General features: G+C 41.0%; 26 protein-coding genes and 1 other annotated feature. Of the genes, 1 reads left to right on the top strand and 25 read right to left on the bottom strand.

Annotated elements, in window-relative coordinates; genetic code table 11:
• Positions 1 to 14 precede the first annotated feature (14 nt).
• From rplX to LC455_RS27740, 14 genes are all read right to left on the bottom strand, one after another.
• Positions 15 to 323 carry a 50S ribosomal protein L24 gene (gene rplX, locus LC455_RS27675; RefSeq protein ID WP_223595853.1) on the bottom strand — a complete coding sequence of 103 codons (309 nt, stop codon included), beginning with the start codon at positions 321 to 323 and terminating at the stop codon, positions 15 to 17.
• Between the two features lie 36 nt (positions 324 to 359).
• Positions 360 to 728 carry a 50S ribosomal protein L14 gene (gene rplN, locus LC455_RS27680; protein WP_034676100.1) on the bottom strand — a complete coding sequence of 123 codons (369 nt, stop codon included), beginning with the start codon at positions 726 to 728 and terminating at the stop codon, positions 360 to 362.
• 39 nt (positions 729 to 767) lie between these two features.
• On the bottom strand, positions 768 to 1,031 hold the full coding sequence (gene rpsQ, locus LC455_RS27685) for a 30S ribosomal protein S17 (RefSeq protein WP_019157093.1): 264 nt from the start codon (positions 1,029 to 1,031) through the stop codon (positions 768 to 770).
• A 21-nt stretch (positions 1,032 to 1,052) separates the two neighbouring features.
• Entirely contained in the window at positions 1,053 to 1,253 is a 201-nt protein-coding gene (gene rpmC / locus LC455_RS27690) for a 50S ribosomal protein L29 (RefSeq protein ID WP_007085282.1), read from the bottom strand.
• A complete protein-coding gene (gene rplP, locus LC455_RS27695) occupies positions 1,243 to 1,677 on the bottom strand; it encodes a 50S ribosomal protein L16 (protein ID WP_223595855.1) in 435 nt (144 codons plus the stop codon). Before rplP ends, rpmC begins: the two co-directional genes overlap by 11 nt.
• 2 nt (positions 1,678 to 1,679) lie before the next feature.
• On the bottom strand, positions 1,680 to 2,336 hold the full coding sequence (rpsC, locus tag LC455_RS27700) for a 30S ribosomal protein S3 (RefSeq protein WP_223595857.1): 657 nt from the start codon (positions 2,334 to 2,336) through the stop codon (positions 1,680 to 1,682).
• Positions 2,337 to 2,339: 3 nt separating this feature from the next.
• Positions 2,340 to 2,681, bottom strand: a complete 342-nt coding sequence (gene rplV / locus LC455_RS27705; RefSeq protein WP_223595858.1) for a 50S ribosomal protein L22 — start codon at positions 2,679 to 2,681, stop codon at positions 2,340 to 2,342.
• 17 nt (positions 2,682 to 2,698) lie between these two features.
• Complete coding sequence (gene rpsS / locus LC455_RS27710) at positions 2,699 to 2,977, bottom strand: 30S ribosomal protein S19 (RefSeq protein WP_026565526.1); 279 nt, start codon at positions 2,975 to 2,977, stop codon at positions 2,699 to 2,701.
• 60 nt (positions 2,978 to 3,037) lie between these two features.
• Positions 3,038 to 3,868 (bottom strand): 50S ribosomal protein L2, encoded by an 831-nt coding sequence (gene rplB, locus LC455_RS27715; RefSeq protein ID WP_223595859.1) that lies wholly within the window; start codon positions 3,866 to 3,868, stop codon positions 3,038 to 3,040.
• A 27-nt stretch (positions 3,869 to 3,895) separates the two neighbouring features.
• A complete protein-coding gene (gene rplW, locus LC455_RS27720; protein ID WP_223595860.1) occupies positions 3,896 to 4,180 on the bottom strand; it encodes a 50S ribosomal protein L23 in 285 nt (94 codons plus the stop codon).
• Positions 4,180 to 4,803: a 50S ribosomal protein L4 gene (gene rplD / locus LC455_RS27725; protein ID WP_223595861.1), complete on the bottom strand. Its 624-nt coding sequence runs from the start codon at positions 4,801 to 4,803 to the stop codon at positions 4,180 to 4,182. The genes rplW and rplD overlap by 1 nt, the downstream gene beginning before the upstream one ends.
• 29 nt (positions 4,804 to 4,832) lie before the next feature.
• The gene (gene rplC, locus LC455_RS27730) at positions 4,833 to 5,459 is read right to left on the bottom strand and encodes a 50S ribosomal protein L3 (protein WP_223595862.1); all 627 of its coding nucleotides are present in this window, start codon (positions 5,457 to 5,459) and stop codon (positions 4,833 to 4,835) included.
• Positions 5,460 to 5,498: 39 nt separating this feature from the next.
• Entirely contained in the window at positions 5,499 to 5,807 is a 309-nt protein-coding gene (gene rpsJ, locus LC455_RS27735) for a 30S ribosomal protein S10 (RefSeq protein WP_007085291.1), read from the bottom strand.
• Positions 5,808 to 6,159: 352 nt separating this feature from the next.
• Entirely contained in the window at positions 6,160 to 7,224 is a 1,065-nt protein-coding gene (locus tag LC455_RS27740) for a GerAB/ArcD/ProY family transporter (protein ID WP_223595863.1), read from the bottom strand.
• 36 nt (positions 7,225 to 7,260) lie between these two features.
• Between LC455_RS27740 and LC455_RS27745 the strand changes: the two genes are divergently transcribed.
• Positions 7,261 to 8,352, top strand: coding sequence for a GerAB/ArcD/ProY family transporter (locus LC455_RS27745; protein ID WP_223595865.1), 1,092 nt, complete (start codon positions 7,261 to 7,263; stop codon positions 8,350 to 8,352).
• 66 nt (positions 8,353 to 8,418) lie between these two features.
• On the opposite strand, the gene tuf is transcribed toward LC455_RS27745, so the two are convergent.
• The 11 genes from tuf to rplA all read right to left on the bottom strand — a co-directional run bounded on the left by tuf (position 8,419) and on the right by rplA (position 23,344).
• The gene (gene tuf, locus LC455_RS27750; RefSeq protein WP_223595867.1) at positions 8,419 to 9,606 is read right to left on the bottom strand and encodes an elongation factor Tu; all 1,188 of its coding nucleotides are present in this window, start codon (positions 9,604 to 9,606) and stop codon (positions 8,419 to 8,421) included.
• Between the two features lie 131 nt (positions 9,607 to 9,737).
• Positions 9,738 to 11,819, bottom strand: a complete 2,082-nt coding sequence (gene fusA, locus LC455_RS27755) for an elongation factor G (protein WP_223595869.1) — start codon at positions 11,817 to 11,819, stop codon at positions 9,738 to 9,740.
• 48 nt (positions 11,820 to 11,867) lie between these two features.
• Positions 11,868 to 12,338 carry a 30S ribosomal protein S7 gene (gene rpsG / locus LC455_RS27760; protein WP_223595871.1) on the bottom strand — a complete coding sequence of 157 codons (471 nt, stop codon included), beginning with the start codon at positions 12,336 to 12,338 and terminating at the stop codon, positions 11,868 to 11,870.
• A 41-nt stretch (positions 12,339 to 12,379) separates the two neighbouring features.
• Positions 12,380 to 12,802: a 30S ribosomal protein S12 gene (gene rpsL / locus LC455_RS27765; RefSeq protein ID WP_027322663.1), complete on the bottom strand. Its 423-nt coding sequence runs from the start codon at positions 12,800 to 12,802 to the stop codon at positions 12,380 to 12,382.
• Positions 12,803 to 12,905: 103 nt separating this feature from the next.
• Positions 12,906 to 13,154, bottom strand: a complete 249-nt coding sequence (locus tag LC455_RS27770) for a 50S ribosomal protein L7ae-like protein (RefSeq protein WP_223595873.1) — start codon at positions 13,152 to 13,154, stop codon at positions 12,906 to 12,908.
• Between the two features lie 136 nt (positions 13,155 to 13,290).
• On the bottom strand, positions 13,291 to 16,890 hold the full coding sequence (rpoC, locus tag LC455_RS27775; RefSeq protein ID WP_223595875.1) for a DNA-directed RNA polymerase subunit beta': 3,600 nt from the start codon (positions 16,888 to 16,890) through the stop codon (positions 13,291 to 13,293).
• 96 nt (positions 16,891 to 16,986) lie between these two features.
• On the bottom strand, positions 16,987 to 20,547 hold the full coding sequence (gene rpoB / locus LC455_RS27780) for a DNA-directed RNA polymerase subunit beta (protein WP_223595877.1): 3,561 nt from the start codon (positions 20,545 to 20,547) through the stop codon (positions 16,987 to 16,989).
• 257 nt (positions 20,548 to 20,804) lie between these two features.
• Complete coding sequence (locus tag LC455_RS27785; protein ID WP_223595878.1) at positions 20,805 to 21,404, bottom strand: class I SAM-dependent methyltransferase; 600 nt, start codon at positions 21,402 to 21,404, stop codon at positions 20,805 to 20,807.
• Positions 21,405 to 21,492: 88 nt separating this feature from the next.
• Positions 21,493 to 21,855 (bottom strand): 50S ribosomal protein L7/L12, encoded by a 363-nt coding sequence (gene rplL / locus LC455_RS27790; RefSeq protein ID WP_223595879.1) that lies wholly within the window; start codon positions 21,853 to 21,855, stop codon positions 21,493 to 21,495.
• 57 nt (positions 21,856 to 21,912) lie between these two features.
• Positions 21,913 to 22,413, bottom strand: coding sequence for a 50S ribosomal protein L10 (rplJ, locus tag LC455_RS27795; RefSeq protein ID WP_223595880.1), 501 nt, complete (start codon positions 22,411 to 22,413; stop codon positions 21,913 to 21,915).
• A gap of 33 nt (positions 22,414 to 22,446) precedes the next feature.
• Positions 22,447 to 22,592, bottom strand: a sequence feature (ribosomal protein L10 leader region).
• Positions 22,593 to 22,645: 53 nt separating this feature from the next.
• Positions 22,646 to 23,344: a 50S ribosomal protein L1 gene (gene rplA / locus LC455_RS27800; RefSeq protein ID WP_223595881.1), complete on the bottom strand. Its 699-nt coding sequence runs from the start codon at positions 23,342 to 23,344 to the stop codon at positions 22,646 to 22,648.
• Positions 23,345 to 23,443: the final 99 nt, after the last annotated feature.

Genomic DNA, 23,443 nt, shown 5'->3' on the forward strand with positions numbered 1-23,443 from the left:
CTTCTTAATTTAAACTATTTATCTAATACTTCACCGGATTTTGCTACGCGTACTTTTTTGCCATCAACCGTTTTGTAACCTACACGAGTTGGGTTACCTGATTTAGGATCGATAGGCATAACGTTTGATACATGAATTGGAGCCTCAAAGCTGATAATTCCGCCTTGTGGATTCACTTGAGAAGGCTTTGAGTGCTTTTTCACGATGTTTACGCCTTCTACTAGAACACGGCTGTCTTTAGGATAAGCAGCTAGGATCACACCTGTTTTGCCTTTATCCTTGCCAGAAATAACTCTGACTTTATCACCTTTTTTTACATGCATCTTGTCGCACCTCCTTAAAGGCAATTGATTTTAAAATTATAATACTTCTGGAGCAAGAGAAACGATTTTCATAAAGTTGTTATCGCGAAGTTCGCGGGCAACTGGTCCGAAGATACGTGTTCCACGTGGGCTCTTATCATCTTTAATGATTACACATGCGTTTTCATCGAAACGAATGTAAGAACCATCTGGACGGCGAGCGCCACTCTTTGTACGAACGATAACAGCCTTAACAACGTCACCTTTTTTAACAACGCCACCTGGTGTTGCTTGTTTTACTGTACAAACGATCACATCACCAATACCAGCAGTTTTACGACCAGAGCCACCAAGAACTTTAATCGTAAGCACTTCACGAGCACCAGAGTTGTCAGCAACTTTTAAACGTGATTCTTGTTGAATCATGTGTGTAACCTCCCTTCGGATTGAAGCTTATCCGAACAATTAAATAATAACGGCTTTTTCTACAACTTCGACTAAACGGAAGCGTTTAGTAGCTGAAAGTGGGCGAGTTTCCATAATGCGAACAACATCACCGATTTTTGCCTGGTTTTGCTCATCATGAGCTTTATACTTTTTAGAGTACTTAACGCGTTTACCATATAAAGGATGCTTTTTGTATGTTTCAACAAGAACTGTAACAGTTTTGTCCATCTTGTCAGAAACAACGCGTCCTGTGTAAACTTTGCGTTGGTTACGTTCACTCATCTGTGAACCTCCTCTCATTTATTACTTGTTAACGCTGATTTCTCTTTCGCGAACAACAGTTTTCATACGAGCGATCGCTTTGCGTACTTCACGAATGCGAGCAGTATTTTCTAGTTGTCCTGTCGCCAATTGAAAGCGTAGGTTGAAAAGCTCTTCTTTAAGAGATTTTACTTTTTGTTCAATTTCAGCAGTGGTAAGGTCACGAAGTTCATTAGCTTTCATTTGATTCACCACCAATTTCTTCACGTTTTACAAACTTACATTTTACTGGAAGTTTGTGCATAGCAAGACGTAATGCTTCACGTGCGATTTCTTCAGAAACACCCGCGATTTCAAACATAACTTTCCCTGGCTTTACAACTGCTACCCAGCCTTCAGGTGAACCTTTACCGGAACCCATCCGCACTTCTAGAGGCTTTGCAGTGTAAGGCTTATGAGGGAAGATTTTAATCCATACTTTACCGCCACGTTTCATGTAACGTGTCATCGCAATACGAGCAGCTTCGATTTGACGGTTTGTAATCCAAGAAGCTTCCATTGCTTGTAGGCCAAATTCACCGAATGTTACTTCAGCTCCGCCTTTTGTTTGGCCGCGCATATTTCCACGGTGTTGACGGCGATATTTTACGCGTTTTGGCAATAACATTATTATTTGCCTCCTTCCGCATTTTTCTTCTTAGTAGGAAGGACTTCTCCACGATAGATCCATACTTTTACGCCAAGCTTACCATAAGTAGTATCAGCTTCAGCCGTAGCATAGTCGATATCAGCGCGAAGTGTATGAAGTGGAACTGTTCCTTCGCTATAGTGTTCAGAACGAGCGATATCAGCGCCGCCAAGACGACCAGATACCATTGTTTTAATACCTTTCGCACCTGCACGCATAGCACGTTGAATAGCTTGCTTTTGTGCACGACGGAAAGATACACGGTTTTCTAATTGACGAGCAATATTTTCAGCAACTAGTTTCGCATCAACGTCAGCCTTTTTGATTTCAAGGATGTTGATGTGAACGCGTTTGCCAGTAAGTTGATTTAATGCTTTACGAAGTGCTTCAACTTCTGTACCGCCTTTACCGATAACCATACCAGGCTTAGCTGTATGAACTGTTACGTTAACACGGTTAGCAGCACGTTCGATTTCTACTTTAGAAACAGAAGCATCTTTTAAACGCTTCGTGATATACTCACGAACTTTAAGGTCTTCGTGTAAAAGATCAGCGAAGTCTTTACCTGCGTACCATTTAGATTCCCAATCACGGATGATTCCGATACGCAAACCGACTGGATTTACTTTTTGACCCACAGCTTATCCCTCCTTCTTTTCTGTTAAAACGATTGTAATATGGCTTGTGCGTTTGTTAATTTGGCTTGCACGGCCCATTGCGCGAGGACGGAAACGTTTTAAGGTTGGTCCTTCGTCAACGAATGCTTGAGTAACAACTAGAGTGTTAACGTCCATTTCATAGTTGTGCTCAGCGTTTGCCATAGCAGATTTTAAAACTTTTTCAACGATTGGAGAAGCAGCCTTAGGTGTGAGATTTAGAATCGCCACAGCTTCACCAACTTGCTTTCCTCGGATTAAATCAACGACTAAACGTGCTTTACGAGGAGCAATACGAACTGTTCTTGCAACAGCTTTAGCTTGCATTTGGATGCCCTCCTCTCTTAACGTCTTGTTTTCTTGTCATCATTGCCATGCCCTTTGTAAGCACGTGTTGGAGCGAATTCTCCAAGCTTGTGACCTACCATGTCTTCAGTAACATATACAGGCACATGTTTGCGACCATCATAAACTGCGATTGTGTGGCCGATAAATTGTGGGAAGATCGTAGAACGGCGAGACCAAGTCTTAATAACTTGTTTGCTCTCAGTTTCATTTAACTTTTCGACCTTAACCATTAAATGATCATCAACGAATGGTCCTTTTTTTAAGCTGCGACCCATGAAGGTACCTCCCTTCGTGACTGTTCTACGGTTCTATCTTTGAACCGTAGGAGAGACACGTTATTTTTTACGACGACGTACGATAAATTTATCTGATTTGTTCTTCTTCTTACGAGTTTTGTATCCAAGAGTTGGTTTACCCCATGGAGTCATTGGTGACTTACGTCCGATTGGTGAACGTCCTTCACCACCACCGTGTGGGTGATCGTTAGGGTTCATAACAGATCCACGAACAGTTGGGCGTTTGCCTAACCAACGAGAACGACCTGCTTTACCAATGTTAATAAGTTCATGTTGTTCGTTACCAACTTGACCGATTGATGCACGACACTCAGAAAGGATCATTCGAACTTCACCAGAAGTTAAACGAACTAGTACGTATTTTCCTTCTTTACCTAGAACTTGTGCGCTAGTTCCAGCAGAACGAACTAATTGTCCGCCTTTACCAGGTTTTAGCTCAATGTTGTGTACTACAGTACCAACAGGGATGTTTGCTAGTGGAAGTGCGTTACCCACTTTAATATCTGCCTCAGGGCCAGACATTACTTCCATACCTACTTGAAGGTTTTTAGGAGCTAAGATATAACGCTTCTCTCCATCAACATAATTGATTAATGCAATATTTGCAGAACGGTTTGGATCATACTCGATAGTGGCAACGCGTCCTGGAATGCCATCTTTGTTACGTTTAAAGTCGATTAAACGATATTGACGCTTATGGCCGCCACCTTGATGACGAACAGTTAACTTACCTTGGTTATTACGGCCGCCTTTTCTCTTTAATGGAGCTAATAGAGATTTTTCTGGAGTGCTAGTTGTGATTTCAGCAAAATCAGAGCTAGTCATTCCGCGACGACCATTGGAGGTAGGTTTGTACTTTTTAATCGCCATTTTATTCCCTCCTCTTCTTGTTAGTTTTTAGCTTTCAAAGAATTCGATTTCTTTGCTGTCAGCTGTTAATTTTACGATTGCTTTACGACGCTTGTTTGTGTAACCGCCGAATTTACCCATACGCTTGAATTTACCTTTATAGTTCATGATGTTAACTTTCTCAACTTCAACGCCAAAGATTTCTACAATAGCATCTTTAACTTGTGTTTTGTTAGCTCTCACATCAACTTCGAACGTATATTTCTTTTCAGCCATTAGGTCAGTAGAACGCTCAGTGATAACGGGGCGCTTAATGATATCGCGTGCATCCATTATGCAAGCACCTCCTCTACTTTTTCAACCGCTGCTTTAGTCATGATTAATTTATCATGGTTTACAACATCTAGTACGTTGATTCCATCAGCTGTTACTACTGTTACACCAGGAATGTTGCGAGCAGAAAGTGCTACATTTTCATCTAGGTTAGCTGTAACAATAAGTGCTTTTTTCTCAACAGAAAGACCGTTTAAAACAGCTTTGAAATCTTTTGTTTTTGGAGCTTCGAAAGCTAGGCTTTCTAATACTAAGATATTTTCTTCTAATACTTTAGAAGATAATGCAGATTTGATCGCTAAGCGACGAACCTTCTTAGGTAATTTATAGCTGTAGCTGCGTGGTGTTGGACCAAATACAGTACCACCTCCGCGCCATTGTGGAGAACGGATTGACCCTTGACGAGCACGGCCAGTTCCTTTTTGACGCCATGGCTTACGGCCACCGCCTGCAACTTCAGAACGAATTTTAGTTTTATGAGTTCCTTGACGTAATGAAGCACGTTGCATAACAATCGCTTCGAATAATACGTGCTGGTTAGGCTCAATACCAAAAACTGATTCATTAAGCTCGATATCACCAACTTGTGATCCGTTTTGGTTTAATAATGCTACTTTCGGCATTCCTTTGTTCCTCCTTTCTTAAAAAGTGACTATGCTTTTACCGCACCTTTAATTTTTAATAAAGCTTTTTTAGCTCCTGGAACATTACCTTTGATCAATAGTAGGTTGCGCTCAACGTCAACTTTAACGATTTCAAGGTTTTGTACAGTAACTTGTTCTCCGCCCATACGTCCAGGTAATGCTTTACCTTTGAATACACGGTTTGGAGCAACAGGTCCCATTGAACCAGGACGACGGTGGTAACGTGAACCGTGAGCCATTGGGCCGCGTGATTGTCCGTGGCGCTTGATTGAGCCTTGGAAACCTTTACCCTTCGAGATTCCTGTTACATCTACAATATCGCCTGCAGCGAAAATATCTACTTTGACTTCTTGACCAACTTCAAGTGCTGCTAAGTCGTCTCCGCGGAATTCGCGAACGAAGCGCTTAGGAGCAGTGTTTGCTTTAGCAACATGGCCTTTTTCTGGTTTGTTAGATAACTTCTCACGCTTGTCTTCAAAACCAACTTGAACTGCAGTATAACCGTCAGTTTCAACTGATTTCTTTTGAAGAACTACGTTAGCAGCTGCCTCAACTACAGTTACAGGAATTAAGTTGCCGTTACTAGCAAATACTTGAGTCATACCAATCTTTCTTCCTAAGATTCCTTTGGTCATTTAAGTCACACCTCCTGTATATTTGTTCATTTATTTTGATTAAAGTTTGATTTCGATATCTACACCAGATGGTAAATCTAAACGCATTAACGCATCAACTGTTTGTGGAGTTGGGTTAACGATGTCGATTAGACGCTTATGTGTCCGCATTTCGAACTGTTCACGAGAATCTTTGTACTTATGAACCGCACGAAGAATTGTGTAAACAGACTTTTCAGTTGGAAGCGGAATCGGACCAGAAACTGCCGCACCTGAACGTTTTGCTGTTTCAACGATTTTTTCTGCAGATTGATCAAGAATTCTGTGATCATACGCTTTTAAGCGGATACGAATTTTTTGTTTTGCCATTATTTTCCCTCCTTTATTCGCCTATTTTCGAAATAGACAGTTCTCAGTGAAAATTTCCCACACACTCGCCATGGCAAAGCGGCCGGGTGTGTCAGCAACCTTCCACCTCATCGCAGTCAAAGACCAACATTGTCTATTATACATAAAACATAAAGCAAACGCAACAGTTATTACAATTTTTTTTATGCTTTCTGTGCTGAACACTTTTTTAATTATAGCGGCTGACATTTTCAATTTCAATCCCAAAATGTAATCTCCAATATTCTCCTAATTTATTACTCCAAATATTTAATCAATTTAATATGTACATATATAATAGTAGAAACTGTTTTCAACATAAAACACGAACACTCTACTCTGGTATATTTGCTCGTGATTTACCAAAATAGGTTCGAACCAAAATCATTATTAGAGCGATGAATGGTATTCCCACTAATAGCGGGAACCCCACCAAATAAGGCATTTTATTATAAAAAAACTCTTGATAAGCAATCTTATTTTTTGATCCAATCAATGAGTAAATAAAAATGAGAGATATTACGGGGATAATCAAAGGCTGATACCTTTTAAATTTTAAAATGTCCCTTAACCCAATCAAAGCTGCATAGACATAAAGAATAATTTTTATGAAAAATCCTACCGCAAATGTCCCAACAACAATGGAGTCCATCCTCTGGATAATATGGCCAACATTGATCTTTTCGACTGTAAGAAGCAATGGGATTTCAACTGCCTGAGCACCAGTACCAATTACACTAATAATTAATAAAAAGGTCCATGTAAGACCTAACCCACTTAACAAAATGGAAAGTAAGCCCGTTCTTTTGACCAATTCGGGCTTATTCAAGTAAGGGAAAATCATAAGAAAAAGAAAAATTTCCCCAAAAGGGAAAAACAACGTTAGGGGTACAGCATGTTTTAAAACGGGCAGCCAGCCAAATTCTAAAACAGGCTGGACGTTCTTAATTTTGATAATTCCGGAAGCAAAAACCGTTAAATTACCAATTACTCCGAAAGCGGCCATTGCGCCAACGAGGATCTCTGCCGTCCTTCCCACCACTTCAATCCCTAAATAGCAGGCATAAGAAACCAATAACAGTCCGATAAAAATAAATACGGAAACCGGCGTTTCCGATAAAATATAAGTTCCTATTGTATCCCCTAAATGCCGCGCATTGACTGCGGCAACAAATGTAAAATAGCAAATATATACTATGCTTAATGGAAGTCCGATATATTTGCTAAATACTTTAATTAAAATTCCGGTAAAAGGAAGGTTTGGATACCGTTTAAATATTTGGACGTATACAAAGAAAAAAAGAATGAGTGCGCCAAGCATGCCAAGCGTGATTGATAACCAAGCATCTTGTTTCCCTTCATGAAATGAAATGACAAATAAATAGATATTCCCATTCAAAAAAATATGGTTTTCTGGGAAAAGTGAGGAACAAGCATGCTTGAGAATGGTAAAATTCCACCTCATCAATATACAATAATGATTGCATTTTTTATTGTCGGCGGCAGCATTTTGTATACCCCCTCAGGTCTTGTACATAGTGCGAAACAGGATGCTTGGATGGCTAATATTATTGTAGTCGGACTAGGACTATTACTGGTGTCTCTGTTCAATTTACTAGGAAGTAGATTTCCGACAATGAACCTAACTGAATATAGCGAAAAAATATTAGGAAAATGGCTTGGAAAATTCGTATCCTTTTTGTATTTCATTTATTTTTTTCTTAGCCTTGCTGTATTCATAAGACAAATCGGTGACTTTGTAATCATACAAATTCTCCCGGATACGCCCATTTTACCCCTTCATATTCTTTTAATCGCAATAATGATTATGGGCGTGCGATACGGAATAGAAACCTTTTCTCGAGCGATAGAAATTTTCTTTCCAATCATTTTTTTACTTTTACTTATCTTTATCATATCGATTTTCCCTATGATTCAATTTCAGCAACTTCAGCCCATATTAGCCAATGGGATAAAACCCGTAATTAGCGCTGCTTTGAAATCCATTGGAACACCTTATTTGCAATTAGTGTTGTTCTTAATGTTCTTCCCCGCTGTAAACCAAACGACAAAAGCAAAAAAATCCTTTTTGCTTGGAACAATTATTGGAGGTAATGTTTTAACAATCGTTACATTACTAAGTATATTGTGCTTAGGCACTTATTTTTCTGAGAATATGCAATTCGTTACCTATGCTCTAGCACTAAAAATCAATATTGGAGGCTTTTGGCAGCGCATAGAGGCCGTCATGGCCTTCATTTGGTTCATTTCCATCTATATTAAAATCACAATATATTTTTATGGGTCTATTATATGTTTGGGTCAAATTCTAGAACTAAAGGAATATAAATGTTTAACGTTTCCATTAGGGTTAATAACACTTATTCTCTCTCTCATCATAAATAAGAATATAGTTGAATCTGACAAACAAGCTGAATGGTGGACGTCTTTTTCTCTACCTTTTGGTCTCTTTTTTCCATTATTATTATTAATAGTGAGTAAGATAAGAAAAAAGGGCCGGTATTGACGTTCTTGTTATAGACAAATAAAAAAAGCAGATGGATCGTCATCCATCTGCTTTTACATATATTGATTACTCAGTGATATCAGTGATTGAACCTGAACCTACTGTACGGCCACCTTCACGAATAGAGAACTTAGTTCCTTCTTCGATCGCAACTGGAGCGATTAGCTCAACAGTCATTTCGATGTGGTCGCCAGGCATAACCATTTCAGTACCTTCTGGAAGGTTACAAATACCAGTAATATCAGAAGTACGGAAATAGAATTGTGGACGGTAGTTAGTGAAGAATGGAGTATGACGTCCACCTTCTTCTTTTGTTAAAACGTAAACTTGTGCTTTGAACTTTGTGTGTGGAGTGATTGATTTTGGCTTAGCCAAAACTTGACCACGCTCGATTTCTTCACGAGCAACACCACGAAGAAGGGCACCAATGTTGTCACCAGCTTCAGCAAAGTCAAGAAGCTTACGGAACATTTCTACACCTGTTACAGTTGTAGATTTTGGTTCTTCAGTGAAACCTACGATTTCAACTACGTCACCAACTTTAACTACACCACGCTCAACACGTCCTGTAGCAACTGTTCCACGACCAGTGATTGAGAATACATCCTCAACTGGCATCATGAAAGGCTTGTCAGTGTCACGAGCAGGAGTTGGGATGAACTCATCAACAGCAGTCATAAGTTCAAAGATTTTTTCTTCCCAAGCAGCGTCGCCTTCTAATGCTTTTAGAGCAGAACCTTTGATAACTGGAGTGTCATCGCCAGGGAAATCGTATTCTGATAATAGATCACGAATTTCCATTTCTACTAATTCAAGAAGTTCTTCGTCGTCAACCATATCACACTTGTTCATGAATACAACAAGGTAAGGTACGCCTACCTGACGAGAAAGAAGGATGTGCTCACGAGTTTGTGGCATTGGGCCGTCAGTTGCAGAAACAACTAGGATACCGCCGTCCATTTGCGCAGCACCAGTGATCATGTTTTTAACATAGTCAGCGTGTCCTGGGCAGTCTACGTGTGCATAGTGACGAAGATCTGTTTCATACTCAACGTGTGCAGTAGAGATTGTGATACCACGTTCTCTTTCTTCTGGAGCACCGTCGATTTGATCGTATGCACGAGCTTCTGCTTTACCAGATTTCGCAAGAACAGAAGTGATTGCAGCAGTTAAAGTAGTTTTACCATGGTCAACGTGTCCGATTGTACCAATGTTAACGTGTGGCTTTGAACGGTCGAATTTAGCTTTTGCCATTTGGAAAATCCTCCTTTGGATTATAAAAGTTAAGTATATTTTTTTATGGAAGCTGAGAAATGGGGTGTCCCATTATTACAGCTTCCATTACTCACAATAGTAGTTATACTTTATCAAAAGATGAAAATCAATTATTCACCTTTATTTTTTTTGATAATTTCTTCAGAAACTGACTTTGGTACTTCTTCGTAGTGATCGAAGTGCATAGAGAATACGCCGCGACCTTGTGTACTTGAACGAAGAGCTGTTGCATAACCAAACATTTCTGAAAGTGGAACCATTGAACGAACCACTTGTGCATTACCACGAGCTTCCATACCCTCTACACGTCCACGACGAGCAGTGATTTGTCCCATGATATCACCTAGATATTCTTCAGGGATAACAACTTCAACTCTCATCATAGGCTCAAGGATTACAGGCTGACACTTAGAAGCAGCATTTTTAAGAGCCATTGAAGCAGCAATCTTAAACGCCATTTCAGAGGAGTCAACATCATGGTATGATCCGTCGAATAATCTTGCTTTAATATCAACTAATGGATATCCAGCAAGAACACCGCGGTCAAGGGCATCTTCAAGACCAGCTTGAACAGCAGGGATGTATTCACGAGGGACGACACCACCGACGATACCGTTTTCGAATTCGAAGCCTTTTCCTTCTTCGTTAGGAGCGAATTCGATCCAAACGTGACCGTATTGTCCACGACCACCAGATTGACGAGCGAATTTACCTTCAACTTGTGCAGAAGCACGGAAAGTTTCGCGGTAAGCAACCTGAGGTGCACCCACATTAGCTTCAACCTTGAATTCACGGCGCATACGGTCAACGATGATATCTAGGTGAAGCTCACCCATACCAGCGATGATAACCTGTCCAGTTTCCTGGTCAGTATGTGCACGGAAAGTTGGATCTTCTTCTTGAAGCTTTTGTAGTGCAGTAGTCATCTTGTCTTGGTCAGCTTTTGACTTAGGTTCTACAGAAAGTTGAATAACTGGCTCAGGGAATTGCATAGACTCTAGGATAACAGGGTTTTTGTCATCACATAGAGTATCGCCAGTTGTTGTATCTTTCAAACCTACAGCAGCTGCAATGTCACCGGCATAAACCTTAGAGATTTCTTGACGGCTGTTTGCGTGCATTTGCAGGATACGTCCGATACGCTCACGCTTGCCTTTAGTTGAGTTCTGTACATATGAACCAGACTCTAAAGTACCAGAGTAAACGCGGAAGAATGTTAACTTACCAACGTATGGGTCAGTCATAACTTTAAATGCAAGAGCTGAGAATGGCTCTTCATCGCTTGAATGACGCTCAAGGACTTCTTCTTCATCATCTACAGCATGACCTTTGATTGCAGGTACATCAAGTGGAGATGGAAGGTAGTCGATAACCGCATCCAACATTAACTGAACACCTTTGTTTTTGAATGCAGATCCACAGATTACTGGGTAGAATTCAACGTTAACTGTACCTTTACGAATCCCTGCTTTAAGTTCTTCTTTAGTGATTTCTTCACCACCAAGGTACTTTTCCATTAACTCTTCATCTAGTTCAGCAACTGCTTCTACTAGCTTCTCACGGTATTCTTCAGCTTGAGCACGGAATTCTTCAGGAATCTCACGTACTTCAATATCAGTACCTAAGTCGTTTCCGTAGAATACAGCATTCATTTCCACAAGGTCAATGATTGCTTCAAACTGATCTTCAGCACCGATTGGTAACTGAATCGCATGTGCATTCGCTTGAAGTCGGTCATGAATTGTTCCCACAGAATATAAGAAATCTGCACCAATTTTGTCCATCTTGTTTACGAAAACAACACGTGGTACACCGTAAGTTGTTGCTTGGCGCCAAACTGTTTCAGTTTGTGGTTCAACGCCTGATTGTGCATCAAGGACTGCTACCGCACCATCAAGTACACGCAGGGAACGTTCAACTTCAACTGTGAAGTCTACGTGTCCTGGTGTGTCGATGATATTAACGCGATGGCCTTTCCATTGTGCAGTAGTTGCTGCGGAAGTGATTGTGATTCCGCGTTCTTGTTCCTGCTCCATCCAGTCCATCTGAGATGCGCCTTCATGTGTTTCACCGATTTTATGAATCTTACCAGTGTAATAAAGGACACGCTCAGTGGTCGTCGTTTTACCGGCATCGATGTGTGCCATGATTCCGATATTACGAGTGTTGTTTAAGGAGAACTCTCTTGCCATTGGGTCTTTCTCCTTCCTAGTATGAAAGTTTTTATATTGAAGGTTAAATTACCAACGATAGTGAGCAAACGCTTTGTTTGCTTCTGCCATTTTGTGTGTATCTTCACGCTTCTTAACGGATGCACCAGTGTTGTTAGCTGCATCCATGATTTCGTTAGCTAAACGCTCTTCCATCGTTTTTTCACCGCGAAGACGTGAATAGTTAACTAACCAGCGAAGACCAAGAGTTGTACGGCGGTCAGGACGCACCTCAACTGGAACTTGGTAGTTAGCACCACCAACACGGCGTGCTCTTACTTCTAGAACTGGCATGATGTTTTTCATTGCAGCTTCGAATACTTCCATTGGTTCCTTGCCAGAACGTTCACGGATAGTATTGAATGCAGAGTAAAGAATTTCTTGAGATTTACCTCTTTTACCGTCGATCATCATTTTGTTGATTAGACGAGTAACTAATTTTGAATTGTAAAGCGGATCTGGTAACACGTCTCTCTTTGCTACAGGACCTTTACGTGGCATTCTTTTTCCTCCTTTCAAAGAAGCTTCTATTTATTGTCAAATTATTTTTTTGCTGCTTTTGGTCTCTTAGTACCATATTTAGAACGACCTTGCATACGGTTGTTTACACCAGCCGTATCAAGCGCTCCACGTACGATGTGATAACGTACCCCCGGTAAGTCCTTTACACGTCCTCCACGGATAAGAACAACGCTGTGCTCTTGAAGGTTGTGGCCGATACCAGGAATGTATGCAGTCACCTCGATACCATTTGTCAAACGTACACGCGCATATTTACGTAACGCTGAGTTTGGTTTCTTTGGAGTCATTGTACCAACACGAGTACATACTCCGCGTTTTTGTGGTGAAGATACATTAGTTTGTGATTTCTTGAAGCTGTTGTAACCTTTATTTAGCGCAGGTGATTTTGACTTTTCCTCTTTAGTTTGACGAGGCTTGCGCACTAATTGGTTAATAGTAGGCATGAATTTTTCCTCCCTTCATTATTTGTAAGCCCACACATCCAGGTGGTTCATTTTTTTGCAAAAACAAAGTTTTTGCAGACTACTCTATCTACAAAAACAGTTTTTAACGGATAATTGCTACAGCTGCCGCACCTACTTCAATCCCGCACGCTTTCCCGAGTTTTTTCATCGAGTCAACGTATTGGACCGGAACGTTGAATCCAAGAGCTTCCTCTACAATCTTTCCAGTAACCTTTGGTTCTGCATCGGTTGCAACGAAAATTTCTTGAACTTTCCCTTCCTTTAGGGCTTTCACTGTTTGTTTAGTTCCTATAATGATCTTTTGTGCCTGTAATACTTTTTCATAAGACATTAATCATATCCTCCAAAGTATCAGGTGAATAGGAGCACCTTTGATATAGTAACACCTTCGAAATAAGATGTCAACAACACATTTAATATTTTTCTTAAAATAGGGTACCTGCAGGTAAGCAGGTACCTCTAATTAGTTAGTCAATAGCAACTGTTTCTTCAGAAGTTGTATCCCTCAGGACAGGCTCTGCTTTGCGGTAGCGCTGCATGCCGGTACCAGCAGGTACAAGTTTTCCGATGATAACATTTTCTTTTAAGCCGAGTAATTCATCGCGCTTTCCTTTGATCGCTGCATCGGTAAGAACTCTTGTTGTTTCTTGGAACGATGCTGCTGACAAGAATGAATCAGTTTCAAGTGATGCTTTTGTAATACCTAGCAAGACCGGACGACCTGTTGCCGGCATTTTACCAGCAAGTAATGCTTTTTCATTCGCATCCGTAAACTGGTGAATATCCAGAAGTGTACCAGGTAATACATCTGTTTCACCCGCATCGCTGACACGGATTTTACGCAACATTTGACGGACCATTACTTCAACGTGCTTATCGCCAATTTCTACCCCTTGCATACGGTAAACCTTCTGCACTTCACGCAATAGGTATTCTTGAACAGATGTCACGTCTTTTACTTTGATTAATTCTTTAGGGTCAATAGAACCCTCTGTTAATTCCTGGCCACGTCCGACATGATCATTGACAGCTACTTTCAAGCGTGCCGTATACGGTGCATTATAAGTGCGTGATTCAACCTCGCCTTGAACGACGATTTCATGCTGACGGTCACGGCCCTCATTAATACCAACAACAACACCATCAATTTCAGAAATAACAGCTTGACCTTTAGGGTTACGGGCTTCGAAAATCTCTTGGATACGCGGTAAACCTTGAGTGATATCGTCTCCGGCAACACCGCCCGTATGGAATGTACGCATGGTTAACTGAGTACCTGGTTCACCGATGGATTGAGCAGCGATAATACCAACTGCTTCGCCAACTTCAACCTCTTGACCAGTTGCCAAGTTGCGTCCATAACACTTCTTACATACTCCATGGCGAGTATTACATGTAAAGGCAGAGCGAATTTTTACGGTTTCAATACCTGCACCAACAATGATTTCCGCTAAATCTTCAGTAATCAGACCGTTTTCAGGTACAAGCACTTCTTTTGTTTCAGGATGCTTGATCGGTTTGCGTGCATAGCGGCCGATTAAGCGTTCATCCAAGCCTTCAATGATTTCCGTACCGTCTTTTAAGGCACTGATTGTAAAGCCTCGATCGGTTCCGCAGTCGTCTTCTCGGACAATAACATCCTGGGCAACGTCAACAAGACGACGAGTCAAGTAACCAGAGTCAGCGGTTTTAAGAGCGGTATCGGCAAGACCTTTACGCGCACCGTGTGTAGAGATAAAGTACTCTAATACCGTTAATCCTTCACGGAAACTTGATTTAATTGGTAACTCGATTATACGTCCTGCCGGGTTGGCCATCAAGCCGCGCATACCAGCAAGCTGGGTAAAGTTCGAGGCGTTACCACGGGCACCAGAATCAGACATCATGAAAATTGGGTTCGTTTTATTCAAGGATTTCATTAGCTTGCCTTGAATGGTATCTTTAGCCGCACTCCAGATAGCGATAACACGGTCATAACGCTCATCTTCGGTAATTAAACCACGTCTGAACTGTTTCATGACGTTATCAACTTTACCTTGTGCTTCTTTCAGAATTTCTTGTTTTTCACCTAAAACGACGATATCTGCCACACCAACAGTAATACCAGCTTTAGTTGAATGCTTAAATCCTAAGTCTTTCATGCGGTCAAGCATTTTTGACGTTTCAGTAATCTTGAAACGCTTGAATACTTCTGCAATGATATTTCCAAGAATTTTCTTCTTGAACGGATCAACTAATGGCATATCTTTGATTTTCGCAGAGATATCTTCGCCTTTTTCTACAAAATATTTAGCAGGCGTTTCAACTTCTAAATTGTGTCGAGTTGGTTCATTGATATACGGGAATGATTTTGGCAGAATTTCATTAAAAATAAGCTTACCAACCGTCGTGATTAATAACTTATTATTTTGCTCTTCTGTAAAAGTCTCATTTCCTAATGATCCGGCATGTACAGCGACACGCGTATGGAAGTGAGCATAACCATTTTGGTATGCAAGGATCGCCTCGTTTGTATCTTTAAAAATCATACCCTCGCCGACTGTACCTTCACGCTCAAGAGTCAAGTAATAGTTACCTAGTACCATGTCCTGAGATGGTGTAACAACCGGTTTACCATCTTTAGGGTTCAAGATGTTTTGGGCAGCAAGCATTAAAAGTCGAGCTTCTGCTTGTGCTTCAGATGAAAGCGGCACGTGAACCGCCATCTGGTCACCGTCGAAGTCGGCATTGTATGCTGTACATACTAACGGGTGAAGACGGATAGCTCTACCTTCAACTAATGTAGGCTCAAAAGCCTGGATTCCTAATCTATGCAAAGTAGGGGCACGGTTTAACAGAACCGGATGCTCCTTAATAACATCTTCAAGTACATCCCAAACATCAGGGGATACTCGTTCAATTTTGCGTTTTGCTGATTTAATGTTATGTGCTAAGCCTTTTTCAACTAATTCCTTCATGACAAATGGCTTGAACAATTCAAGAGCCATTTCTTTCGGAAGGCCGCACTGATACATTTTTAAGTTTGGACCTACGACGATAACAGAACGTCCAGAATAGTCAACACGCTTACCAAGTAAGTTTTGACGGAAACGTCCTTGCTTACCTTTTAACATATGAGAAAGTGACTTTAACGGACGGTTACCAGGACCAGTAACAGGGCGTCCGCGGCGGCCGTTATCAATCAAGGCATCAACAGCTTCTTGAAGCATACGTTTTTCGTTTTGCACGATAATGCTTGGTGCACCAAGATCTAATAAACGCTTTAGACGATTATTACGGTTAATAACACGACGATAAAGATCGTTTAAGTCTGATGTTGCAAATCTTCCTCCATCCAATTGAACCATCGGGCGTAATTCCGGCGGAATAACCGGAAGAACATCAAGAATCATCCAAGATGGCTCATTTCCTGAACCACGGAATGCTTCTAACACTTCAAGGCGCTTAATCGCACGCGTACGGCGCTGGCCTTGAGCAGTTTTCAATTCTTCCTTTAAGCTATCTACTTCTTTTTCTAGATCGATATCAGAAAGAAGCTTTTTAATCGCTTCTGCACCCATGGCAGCTTGGAATTTGTTTCCGTACTTTTCACGGTAAGCACGATATTCTTTTTCAGAAAGCAGTTGCTTTTTATCTAGGGCAGTATCACCGGATTCAGTTACGACATAGGAAGCAAAATAAATAACTTCCTCGAGTGCTCTTGGGGACATGTCTAACACAAGACCCATCCGGCTTGGGATTCCTTTAAAGTACCATATATGAGATACAGGTGCAGCAAGTTCAATATGACCCATACGTTCACGGCGAACCTTTGCCCGTGTAACTTCAACGCCGCATCGGTCACAAACAACACCCTTATAACGGACGCGCTTGTACTTTCCGCAATGACATTCCCAGTCCTTTGTTGGACCAAAAATTCGCTCACAGAATAAACCGTCTTTTTCAGGCTTCAAGGTACGATAGTTAATGGTTTCTGGCTTTTTGACTTCTCCGAAGGACCATGAACGGATCTTATCCGGTGAAGCAAGACCGATTTTCATATACTCAAAATTATTAACGTCTAGCAAGGGGCCTACCTCCCTTTCGTTCTCCAGGTTTTACCCTTAGTGCGAAAAAAGGTTAAAAGCGCACACACATTGGTTGTGCGCTTTTAACGTATAAATCTATTCTTTTGAACCAACCTTTTCAGATTCAAAGCTTTGTGCATCAGGAACAATGTTTAATGTGTCGACTTGCTGTAAGTCTTCTTCATCTTCCATATCGCGCATTTCAATTTCTTCTTCGTCGCCAGATAGGATTTTCACATCCATACCTAAGCTTTGAAGCTCTTTAATTAATACTTTGAATGACTCAGGAACGCCAGGTTCTGGAACATTTTCACCTTTTACGATGGCTTCATATGTTTTCACACGGCCAACCACGTCATCTGATTTAACGGTAAGAATTTCTTGAAGCGTATATGCAGCACCGTATGCCTCAAGTGCCCAAACCTCCATCTCACCGAAACGCTGTCCGCCAAACTGAGCTTTACCGCCAAGTGGCTGCTGTGTAACAAGTGAGTAAGGTCCAGTGGAACGAGCATGCAATTTATCATCTACCATGTGTGCCAGTTTGATCATATACATGACACCAACAGATACACGGTTATCAAATGGTTCACCAGAACGGCCATCATACAGAACAGTCTTCGCATCACGGGCCATTCCAGCTTCTTCGATTGTACCCCAAACATCTTCCTCACGGGCACCGTCAAAAACCGGCGATGCAACGTGAATGCCTAACGCTCTAGCTGCCATTCCAAGATGGAGCTCAAGCACCTGTCCGATGTTCATACGAGAAGGTACCCCTAATGGGTTTAACATGATATCAACTGGTGTACCGTCTGGAAGGTATGGCATATCTTCCTCTGGTAAAATTCTTGAGATAACCCCTTTGTTACCGTGGCGTCCCGCCATTTTATCTCCTTCAGAGATCTTACGTTTCTGAACGATATATACGCGGACAAGTTGATTCACGCCTGGTGGCAGTTCATCACCGTCTTCACGATTAAAGACTTTAACGTCAAGAACAATACCGCCGCCGCCATGTGGAACGCGAAGTGATGTATCACGAACTTCACGGGCCTTTTCACCAAAGATCGCATGAAGAAGACGCTCTTCTGCAGTCAGCTCCGTTACACCCTTAGGCGTTACTTTACCAACAAGCAGGTCTCCATCTTTTACCTCAGCACCAGTGCGGATAATACCGCGCTCATCCAAGTTGCGAAGGGCATCTTCCCCTACGTTTGGAATATCACGGGTAATTTCTTCTGGTCCAAGTTTTGTATCGCGAGATTCTGATTCATATTCTTCGATGTGGATCGATGTGTATACATCTTCTTTTACTAAACGCTGACTCATGATAATCGCGTCTTCGTAGTTGTAACCATCCCATGTCATAAAGGCAACGAGAACGTTACGTCCAAGCGCTAACTCACCTAGCTCCATGGATGGACCGTCAGCGAGAATTTCACCCTTTGTTACACGGTTTCCAACAGCCACAATTGGGCGTTGGTTATAGCAAGTTCCTTGGTTGGAACGAATGAACTTTAACATGCGATATTTATCAAGATCGCCTTTTACTTCTTGTCCGTCTACCTCTTTAATACGACGAACCCATACTTCGCGCGCTTCTACGTGCTCAACAATACCTTCGTGCTTACAAATAACAGCTGCACCGGAGTCTTTACCAGATACATATTCCATACCTGTTCCTACTCTTGGTGCTTCTGGCTGCATTAACGGCACTGCTTGACGCTGCATGTTCGCACCCATTAAGGCACGGTTCGAGTCATCGTTTTCAAGGAACGGAATACACGCAGTCGCCGCAGAAACAACCTGTTTTGGTGATACATCCATATAGTCAATACGTTCACGTTTAACTACTGTGTTTTCACCACGGAAACGAGCTACGATATCTTCATCTAAGAATGATCCATCATCTCCAAGACGAGAGTTCGCCTGTGCCGTAACATAGTTATCTTCTTCGTCTGCTGTTAAGTAATCGATCCTGCTTGTTACTTTTCCAGTATCCGGGTCAACTCTGCGATATGGTGTTTCAATAAATCCGAAACGATTTACCTTCGCATAGGATGATAAGGAGTTGATCAACCCAATGTTCGGACCTTCCGGTGTTTCAATCGGACACATCCGGCCATAGTGAGAATAGTGAACGTCACGCACTTCAAAACCTGCACGTTCACGTGTTAATCCACCTGGTCCTAATGCTGATAGACGTCTTTTATGTGTTAATTCGGCTAACGGATTCGTTTGATCCATGAACTGCGATAATTGTGAGCTTCCGAAGAATTCTTTAATTGACGCAATTACTGGACGAATATTAATTAACTGCTGCGGAGTAATCGTTGCTGTGTCTTGAATCGACATTCTTTCACGGACTACACGCTCCATACGGGATAAACCGATACGGAATTGATTTTGCAATAGCTCTCCAACAGAACGAAGACGTCTGTTACCTAAGTGGTCGATATCATCTGTATCACCTACACCATGCAGCAGGTTAAAGAAATAGCTGATTGATGCAATGATATCTGCAGGAGTAATATTTTTAATTGGTTCCGCCACATAGGCGTTGCCGAGTACATTAATAACTTTTTCGTTTTCATCCCCAGGCGCATAAATTTTAATGCCCTGAAGGGTAATTTCTTCTTCCACTACGCCGCCAACAGGATTAAAGTTCTTGAAATTAATATGTTTTTCAAGAGCCGGTAAAATTCTATCAAGGTTCCTTCTATCAAGTACTAATCCTTTTTCAGCAATGATTTCGCCTGTCTCAGGATCAGCAAGTGATTCTGCTAAACGTTGATTGAATAAACGGTTTTTAATGTGAAGCTTCTTATTAATTTTGTAACGACCTACATTGGCAAGGTCATAGCGCTTTGGATCGAAGAAACGGGAAACTAATAAGCTTTTTGCGTTATCGACGGTAGGCGGTTCACCTGGACGAAGGCGTTCATAGATTTCTAGTAACGCTTTGTCTACACCTTCCGTGTTGTCCTTTTCAAGCGTATTACGAATATATTCGTTGTCACCAATCAATTCAATGATTTCTTGATCAGAGCCGAACCCAAGGGCACGCAAAAGAACCGTAACGGGCAGTTTCCGAGTACGATCTATTCTGACATATACGACATCTTTGGCATCTGTTTCATATTCCAGCCAAGCGCCGCGGTTCGGAATTACAGTTGCTGTAAATCCTTTTTTTCCGTTTTTATCAAGCTTGCCACTGAAATAGACACTCGGTGAGCGCACTAATTGTGATACAATAACGCGTTCTGCACCATTGATAACAAATGTGCCCGTTTCAGTCATGAGCGGGAAATCACCCATGAAGACATCCTGATCTTTTACTTCGCCTGTTTCTTTGTTTACAAGACGTACTTTCACACGCAATGGAGCTGAATATGTAACGTCCCGTTCTTTAGACTCTTCAACAGAATACTTTGGATCGCCAAGACTGTAATCAATAAATTCTAGTGATAGGTTACCAGTAAAGTCTTCAATCGGTGAAATATCCTGGAACATTTCACGTAACCCCTCATCAAGAAACCATTGATAGGAAGAGGTTTGGATTTCGATTAGATTTGGTAATTCTAAAACTTCACTGATTCGCGCGTAACTTCTTCGTTGGCGGTGTCGTCCATACTGAACTAGTTGACCTGTCAACTGATTCACCCCTCAAATCAAGCGTTATTTAAAAATAATCTATTACATCTTATAGAAAAAACTGTAGGTCTTTCTATAAGACAAAAAGAAAAAGGGTTTTTTCCTCAAAAACCACATTTTCACATTTTGACTATTATTTTGTCATCATTTCCTTCTTACTCCAATTTTATACTAAAAAAATAAGTATTTTTAGGAATAATTCGGTAAATATTATGATGGCATTTTATAATGCTAACACAACGACAATTCCGAGTCAACTATTTTATCGCTTTAATGATAAAATAACCTTTCGATTTGTCAATAGTTTCTACATGGGAAAATAAAGTTTTTAATTTTTCCTGCGCGGATGGTGCACCTTGCTTCTTTTGAATGACTACCCACAGCTCTCCCTGTGTAACAAGATGTTCATAGCTTTGTTCAAAAATATCATGCACCGTCTTTTTTCCAGCTCTAATCGGCGGATTTGTAAGAATAGCTGCGAAGGAATTCTCCTTCACATTTTCCAGCCGGTCACTTTCATAAATGTTCACATTGTCAATACGGTTTAGTGACGCATTTTCTCTAGCTAATTCAAGCGCCCGTTCATTTACATCAACCATATGTACAAGTCGATCTTTATAGGTTTTCGCTATAGACAATCCAATCGGTCCATAACCACAGCCAACATCCAGTACAAACCCTTCCACAGCCGGCATTTCAAAAGATTCAATTAATAACCGTGAGCCAAAATCTACTTCTCTTTTTGAAAAAACTCCATTATCCGTTTTAAAACGAAAGTTATGGTTTCTTAAGCTGAAATCCCAATATTTCGGATCACTTTCAACCTTTTGGGTTCGAGAATAGTAGTGTTCTGACAATAGACTCACCTCCAGGGGAGTATATATTGTAGAAAATTGAGGAAGTAGAAAAAAGCCCGCTTATGCAGCGAGCTTTCTTATATCAAAATTACTTAACTTCAACGTTAGCTCCAACTTCATCAAGCTTAGCTTTGATTGCTTCAGCATCTTCTTTAGAAACGCCTTCTTTGATTGGCTTTGGAGTGTTGTCAACAAGGTCTTTTGCTTCTTTAAGTCCAAGACCAGTGATTTCACGAACAACTTTGATAACCTTGATTTTTTGATCTCCAGCGCCAGCTAGGATTACGTCGAATTCTGTTTTTTCTTCAACAGCAGCCGCACCAGCTCCGCCTACCATTGCTACAGGAGCAGCAGCAGTTACGCCGAATTCTTCTTCGATTGCTTTTACTAGGTCGTTAAGTTCTAAAACAGTCATATTTTTAACTGCTTCAATGATTTGTTCTTTAGTCATGATAATATTTCCTCCTTAGTTTTCGTTTACTATTTTTAAATTGCGATAAAGATTAACTTACGCGCCTTGTTCTTCTTTTTGTTCTGCCACAGCTTTTGTAGCAAGAGCAAGATTGCGGATTGGAGCTTGTAGTACGCTGAGTAGCATAGATAGCAAGCCTTCGCGTGAAGGAAGTTCAGCAAGAGCTTTAACCTCTTCAACTGTTGCAACATTACCTTCAATTACACCTGCTTTAATTTCAAGTGCTTCATGCTTTTTCGCAAAATCGTTAAGGATTTTCGCTGGAGCAACTACATCTTCAGTACTGAACGCGATTGCGTTTGGACCTGTTAATGCATCATTTAAGCCACTAAGCTCAGCAGCTTCTGCAGCACGGCGAGTCATAGTGTTTTTGTAAACTTTGAACTCAATACCGGCTTCACGAAGTTGTTTACGAAGTTCAGTTACTTCAGCAACTGTTAGTCCGCGGTAATCAACAACGATTGTTGATACGCTGCTTTTTAATTTATCGGTGATTTCTTCAACAATATGTTTTTTTGCTTCGATTGCACTGCTCATCTTTACACCTCCTGTAGAATGTCTACATTTATACCAGGCAAGTAAAAGCCTCCATATCAATCTAAGACATGGAGGCAGCATATAACAACTGAACGACTCAGTTGAATTTATTCGCTCTACCTCGGCAGGACATTAAGCCTTGCGGCACCTGCTGTCTACAGTACAAATGTTTATAATATTAAACAACAAAATATATTGTATAAGATGTTGTTGTATTTGTCAATTGGTAAAATTATCTAGCTGCTACTGTAGAAGGATCTACTTTAACGCCAGGTCCCATTGTTGAAGTAACAGTTACGTTCTTCATGTAGGTACCTTTTGCAGCAGATGGTTTAACTTTTAACATAGTTTCAAATACAGTTGTAAAGTTTTCTACAAGCTTTTCGTTTTCGAAAGAAGCTTTACCGATTGGAACATGGATATTACCAGCTTTGTCAACACGGTATTCTACTTTACCTGCTTTGATTTCATTGATAGCACGAGTTACATCAAATGTAACTGTTCCTGTTTTAGGGTTTGGCATTAAGCCTTTAGGTCCTAATACACGACCAAGCTTACCAACTTCACCCATCATGTCAGGAGTTGCAACGATTACATCAAAATCAAACCAACCTTGTTGGATTTTGTTGATGTATTCAGCATCGCCTACATAATCAGCACCAGCTGCTTCAGCTTCTTTCACTTTTTCACCCTTCGCGAATACTAATACGCGTTGAGTTTTACCAGTTCCGTTTGGAAGCACAACAGCTCCACGGATTTGTTGGTCAGCTTTCTTAGGGTCAACGCCTAAGCGGAAAGCAACTTCAAGAGATGCATCGAATTTTACAAAGTTTGTTTGCTTAGCAAGTTCAATTGCTTCTGCAATTGGGTAAGCCTTTGTACGATCTACAAGCTTTGTAGCTTCTAGGTACTTTTTACCTTTTTTAGCCATTATAATTTCCTCCTAATTTGTGGTTTTAGCGTTTTATAACTCCCACGAAAAAGGTTGCAGTAGTTTAAAACTCCGCAACCCCTCATTACAAACAACCAG

This window comes from Neobacillus bataviensis, assembly GCF_019969725.1.